The sequence below is a fragment of the Pseudomonas sp. NPDC087690 genome (genome assembly GCF_044743175.1).
GTDB lineage: Bacteria > Pseudomonadota > Gammaproteobacteria > Pseudomonadales > Pseudomonadaceae > Aquipseudomonas.
In genome coordinates, this window is record NZ_JBIUVX010000005.1 from 161,280 (window position 1) to 166,878 (window position 5,599).

General features: G+C 60.4%; 5 protein-coding genes. 2 read left to right on the forward strand and 3 right to left on the reverse strand.

The genetic code is table 11. The features are described from left to right. Positions 1-286 precede the first annotated feature (286 nt). The 3 genes from ACIPIZ_RS10070 to ACIPIZ_RS10080 are packed head-to-tail and all read right to left on the reverse strand — an operon-like array spanning position 287 to position 2,670. Positions 287-682 (reverse strand): hypothetical protein, encoded by a 396-nt coding sequence (locus ACIPIZ_RS10070; protein WP_064393281.1) that lies wholly within the window; start codon positions 680-682, stop codon positions 287-289. Between the two features lie 8 nt (positions 683-690). After that, entirely contained in the window at positions 691-1,119 is a 429-nt protein-coding gene (locus ACIPIZ_RS10075; RefSeq protein ID WP_064393280.1) for a DNA polymerase III subunit chi, read from the reverse strand. A gap of 60 nt (positions 1,120-1,179) precedes the next feature. Then, the gene (locus ACIPIZ_RS10080; protein ID WP_064393279.1) at positions 1,180-2,670 is read right to left on the reverse strand and encodes a leucyl aminopeptidase; all 1,491 of its coding nucleotides are present in this window, start codon (positions 2,668-2,670) and stop codon (positions 1,180-1,182) included. A gap of 576 nt (positions 2,671-3,246) precedes the next feature. Between ACIPIZ_RS10080 and lptF the strand changes: the two genes are divergently transcribed. Next, the gene (gene lptF, locus ACIPIZ_RS10085) at positions 3,247-4,368 is read left to right on the forward strand and encodes an LPS export ABC transporter permease LptF (RefSeq protein ID WP_064393278.1); all 1,122 of its coding nucleotides are present in this window, start codon (positions 3,247-3,249) and stop codon (positions 4,366-4,368) included. Continuing rightward, complete coding sequence (lptG, locus tag ACIPIZ_RS10090) at positions 4,361-5,422, forward strand: LPS export ABC transporter permease LptG (protein ID WP_064393277.1); 1,062 nt, start codon at positions 4,361-4,363, stop codon at positions 5,420-5,422. The genes lptF and lptG overlap by 8 nt, the downstream gene beginning before the upstream one ends. Positions 5,423-5,599 lie beyond the last annotated feature (177 nt).

Genomic DNA, 5,599 nt, shown 5'->3' on the forward strand with positions numbered 1-5,599 from the left:
AGTCGCCCGCGCCTTGCGGGGCGAAGTAGTTCTCGGACTCCCAGGTGTTGTACCAGGAAGTTTCAATGGCGTGCGGCTGGTAGGTCTTATCCATGCGCGGCGGGACCCTATTGGCATTAATTCAGGAAAAGCCGACGAGTATAGCGGGGCATGGGGCCGAGGGCGAGCGGGGCGGGCCGGATGGAGATCTAAATGTAGGAGCTGCCGAAGGCTGCGATCTTTTGATCTTGTTTTAAGAAACAAAGGTCAAAAGATCGCAGCCTGCGGCAGCTCCTACACAAGCGGGTTATTCATACTGGCTGAGCAGCCGTTCCATCCGAGCATCGAGGCGGCGTTTGATTTCGGTCTCGATGTGCGGGGCGAAGTCGTCGATCACGTCTTGCATGATCAATTGCGCGGCGGCGCGCAGTTCGCTGTCGAGATGAAGCAAGGCGTCCGGGCCTTTATCCACCGGCGCGGCAGGTTGTGCGGCAGCTGTTGGCGCTGGCGCAGGTGCTGATTCGACGGCCGGCGGCTCGCTGCCGACAGAATCGAACAACATCGGAATCTGTTCCTGCTCACCGTCGTCGACCGTATCGGTCAGCAGTGGCGGTTGCAGGTTGTCATCGCCGAGCAACTGGCGGATCGATTCGAGATCGTCCAGCAGATGTGCGGATTTTTGCTGCGGTTTCGGAGTGTCCATTGGAATGCTCAGAGTCGCTGTAAACGGTGATCTTGCAGAGGATAGCCCTGTTCGCGGTAGAAACGGAAACTGTCCCGCGCAGCGGCTCGAATCGTCGGGTCTTCGACCACCACTTCCGCCACACGGGCGAATTTATTGGCGAATGCCGGGACTTTCAGGTCGAGATTGACCAGCAAATCCTGGTGTTGGCCGCAGTCATCACCCACGCCCAGAACGATCAGGCCATCGGGTTCGCTGTCAGCCGGGCCATGGGGAACGAAGGTTTCACCCTTGAATGCCCACAATCGCGCATCGAGATCGTCACGCTGGGCTGCGTCGCTGCAGTGCAGGTAGATGCGGTGGCCCATGCGCCAGGCTTTTTCGGTGAGCTTGCAGGCAAAATCCAGACGAGCCGAAGGGTCGGCGCTGGGCAGGATATAGAAGTCGACTTTGGTCATTGCGGTTCCTGAGTTGCCAGCGGCGCTACAGGAGAGTAACGCCGCCGCAAGTCATCGGTTTCAGGCTTTGGCGCGATCCAGCAGGTACTGGGTCAGCAGAGGCACCGGACGGCCGGTTGCGCCCTTGTCCTTGCCACCGCTGGTCCATGCGGTGCCCGCGATGTCCAGGTGCGCCCAGTTGAGGTTCTTGGTGAAGCGCGACAGGAAGCACGCGGCAGTGATGGTGCCGGCTTTCGGCCCGCCAATGTTGGCGATGTCGGCGAACGGGCTGTCCAGTTGCTCCTGGTATTCGTCGAACAGCGGCAATTGCCAGGCGCGGTCGTCAGCGGCTTTGCCGGCGCTCAGCAGTTGGTCGATCAGTTCGTCGTTGTTGCCCAGCAGGCCCGAGGTGTGCGCTCCCAGTGCAACGACGCAAGCGCCGGTCAGGGTGGCGATGTCGATCACTGCTTGTGGCTTGAAGCGCTCGGAGTAGGTCAGCGCATCGCACAGCACCAGACGGCCTTCGGCGTCGGTGTTGAGGATTTCCACGGTCTGGCCGCTCATGGTGGTGACGATGTCACCCGGACGGGTCGCATTGCCGCTCGGCATGTTTTCCGCGCAGGCGAGGATGCATACCAGATTGATCGGCAGTTTCAGCTCAAGCACCGCACGCAGGGTGCCGAACACGGAGGCCGCGCCGCCCATGTCGTACTTCATTTCGTCCATGCCGGCGCCCGGCTTCAGGCTGATGCCGCCGGTGTCGAAGGTGATGCCTTTACCGACGAGGGCGTACGGCTTCTCGGATTTCTTGCCACCGTTGTATTGCATGACGATCAGGCGCGGCGGCTGCTCGCTGCCTTGGCCGACGGCGTAGAACGAGCCCATGCCCAGCGCTTTGATCTTCTTCTCGTCGAGGACTTCGACTTTCAGATCCTTGAACTCTTTGCCGAGGTTCTTCGCTTGTTCGCCAAGGAACGTCGGATGGCAAATGTTCGGCGGCAGGTTGCCCAGATCGCGGGTGAAGGCCATGCCGTTGGCAATCGCGGTGGCGTGATTCACCGCGCGCTGCACTTCAGCCTGAGCAGCCTTGATGGTCAGCAGGGTGATTTTCTTCAGGGCGCGCGGTTCGGCTTTCTGGCTCTTGAACTGGTCGAAGGTGTATTCGCCATCCACCAGGGTTTCCGCCAGCAGACGGGTTTTGCCGTAGCTGTCGCGGTTCTTGACAATGATTTCATCCAGCGCCAGCACGGCGTCGCTGCCGCCCAGACCCTTCAAGGTGTTGAGGATGCCGGCTACGATTTTGCGGAAAGGACGGTCGCCCAGTTCTTCTTCCTTGCCCACGCCGACCAGCAGCACGCGCTCGGCTTTGAGGTTCGGCAGGCTGTGCAGCAGCAGGCTTTGACCGACCTTGCCGGCCAGATCGCCACGCTTGAGGACGGCGCTGATCGCGCCGCCGCTGAGTTCGTCGACTTGTTTGGCGGCGACGCCGAGTTTGCGGCCTTCGCCGACAGCAACCACCAGGGTGGCGGTTTTCAACGTTTCTGGGCTAACGCTTTTTACAACCAGTTCCATGTCCGGATCCCTGAATGAATGGTCAACACGCAGGCGTTCGACGGTGTCCGCAGTCGCCTGCTTATAGATAGAAGAGGCGCAGGCCAAAGCCTGCGACAAGGGCCGCAGTTTGAACCTCGCTCCCTGCGCCTGACAACCCTAGGGGGCGTTCTCAATTAGTTTTCACACCGCGTTGTCGTCTTAAAGCCAGCCAGGCAAGGCGCAGGCCGCTGGGAATGGTTGTTCCCTTTCCAAGGCCTGCAACGCAGACTGGCCGGCTTTAAGGCACAACCCGAAGGGCCGGGCCTGCTGTTGTGCAGGGCTGCGTTGCTCGAAGCTTATTTGGAATGACCAAACCACGCTTCTCGCGCCTTGCCCTGCACAACAGCAGACCCGGCGCGGTGTGAAAACTAATTGAGAACGCCCCCTAGGTTGTGCGATCTGCAAAGGATTACAGACATGGATGAGTGTGCGCAGTGACAGGCGACCTCAATCACAGGATAATGCCGCATCTTTTTCCGACGGCTCTGCGTTGCGGGCCGGTCGATGTGTTTGCTTGTTTGGCCGCCTTAGCCTGACAACCCTGGAGTGTCTGGTTTGATCGTCTTCCGTTATCTGTCCCGCGAAGTCCTGTTGACCCTCAGCGCCGTGAGTGCCGTGCTGCTGGTCATCATCATGAGCGGTCGCTTCATCAAATATCTGGCTCAGGCCGCTGCCGGCCAGCTCGATCCGGGCTCTCTGTTCCTGATCATGGGCTTTCGTCTGCCGGGTTTCCTGCAGCTGATCCTGCCGCTGGGCCTGTTTCTCGGCATCCTGCTGGCTTACGGTCGCCTGTATCTCGAAAGCGAAATGACCGTGCTGTCGGCCACCGGCATGAGCCAGCAGAAGCTGTTTCGCATGACCCTGTTCCCGGCGACCCTGGTTGCACTGGTGGTGGCGTGGCTGAGCCTGGGCCTGGCCCCGCAAGGCGCCAATCAATTCCAGTTGCTGCTGAACAAGCAGGACGCGCTGACTGAATTCGACACCCTCGAGCCGGGGCGCTTTCAAGCCCTGCGCGACGGCACTCGGGTGACCTACACCGAGACGCTGAGCGACGATCGCGTCAATCTGGGCAGTGTGTTCATTTCGCAGAAGAACCTCGGTGCCGATCAAAAGGATCGCGGAATCTCCGTACTGGTGGCTGAAAGCGGTCGCCAGGAAGTCCGCCCCGACGGCAATCGCTATCTGATCCTCGACAACGGCTACCGCTACGATGGCAGTCCGGGTCAGGCCGATTACCGCGCGATCCACTACGAAACCTACGGCGTGCTGCTACCCAAGCCGGACGTCAGCGAAGAAGTCACCGACCGTGACGCCATGCCGACCTCGTCTCTGCTGGGCAGCGATGACATCCGCTCCAAAACCGAACTGCAATGGCGCTTGTCCCTGCCGCTGCTGGTATTTATCGTGACCCTGATGGCGGTGCCGCTGTCGCGCGTGAATCCGCGTCAAGGGCGTTTCCTCAAGCTGCTGCCGGCGATTCTTCTTTATATGGCTTACCTGACCATCCTGATTGCCGCGCGCGGCGCCCTTGAAAAAGGCAAGATCCCGCCGGCCCTCGGCTTGTGGTGGGTGCATGCGATCTTCCTGATCATCGGCCTCGGCCTGCTCTATTGGGAGCCTTTGCGCCTGAAGATGGCCAGCCGTCGCAGCGCTGCGCTGGAGGTGGCCCGTGGTTAAACTCGACCGCTACATCGGCAGCAGCGTGTTCATGGCGATCATCGCCGTGCTGGCAATCATCCTCGGTCTGGCGACCCTGTTTGCCTTCATCGATGAGATGGGTGACGTCAGCGACACCTACACCCTCGTTGATGTTCTGAGCTTCGTGTTGCTGACCGCGCCACGCCGTCTCTACGAAATGTTGCCAATGGCGGCGTTGATCGGTTGCCTGATCGGCCTTGGCAGTCTGGCCAGCAGCAGCGAGCTGACGGTCATGCGCGCCGCTGGGGTATCCATCGGCCGTATCGTCTGGGCCGTGATGAAGCCGATGCTGGTGCTCATGCTGGCCGGCGTGCTGATCGGCGAATACGTTGCTCCGGCGACCGAGAGCATGGCCCAGGCCAATCGTTCGTTGGCGCAGGGCAGCGGCGACGCGCAAAGTGCCAAGCACGGTATGTGGCACCGTCAGGGTGAAGAATTCATCCACATCAACGCCGTGCAACCAAACGGCCTGCTGTATGGCGTGACCCGCTATCACTTCGACAAAGAGCGCCATCTGCTCAGTTCGAGCTTCGCCAAGAAGGCCGAATTCGACGGCAATCACTGGCAGCTCACCGATGTGGCGACCACCAGATTCAATGAGCGCAGCACGGAAGTCGTGAATACGCCGACCGAGCGCTGGGACGTGTCCCTGAGCCCGCAATTGCTCAGCACCGTGGTCATGGCTCCGGAATCGCTGTCGATCAGCGGTCTGTGGGGCTACATCCACTATCTGTCCGAGCAAGGTCTGAGCAATGGCCGCTACTGGCTGGCTTTTTGGGTCAAGGTGTTGCAGCCGTTGGTGACTGCTGCGCTGGTGCTGATGGCGATCTCCTTCATCTTCGGCCCGTTGCGTTCGGTGACCCTCGGTCAGCGAGTGTTCACCGGTGTGCTGGTGGGTTTCACCTTCCGTATCGTCCAGGATTTGCTCGGCCCGTCGAGCCTGGTGTTTGGTTTCTCGCCGCTGTTCGCGGTGCTGGTACCGGCCGGGGTTTGTGCGCTGGCGGGTGTCTGGCTGCTGCGAAGAGCCGGTTGATCGGCGCATTTTTGCCAATGTTTCAGCTTTGAGAACGCCTCGATCGACAGATCGGGGCGTTTTTGCATGCAATCCGGGTGACAGGCGAACGTGACGCTTGCGCCGTGTATCAGGTACAATTCCCGGCTATTTTTCGGCGGGCTATGCCTGCAGCCTTTTTGAGTGTTGATCCGTGAG

Bases quoted from the DNA above. Each gene is read 5' to 3' on its own strand.
- ACIPIZ_RS10075 (WP_064393280.1), bottom strand. From the start codon at position 1,119: ATGACCAAAGTCGACTTCTATATCCTGCCCAGCGCCGACCCTTCGGCT.
- ACIPIZ_RS10070 (WP_064393281.1), bottom strand. From the start codon at position 682: ATGGACACTCCGAAACCGCAGCAAAAATCCGCACATCTGCTGGACGAT.
- ACIPIZ_RS10080 (WP_064393279.1), bottom strand. From the start codon at position 2,670: ATGGAACTGGTTGTAAAAAGCGTTAGCCCAGAAACGTTGAAAACCGCC.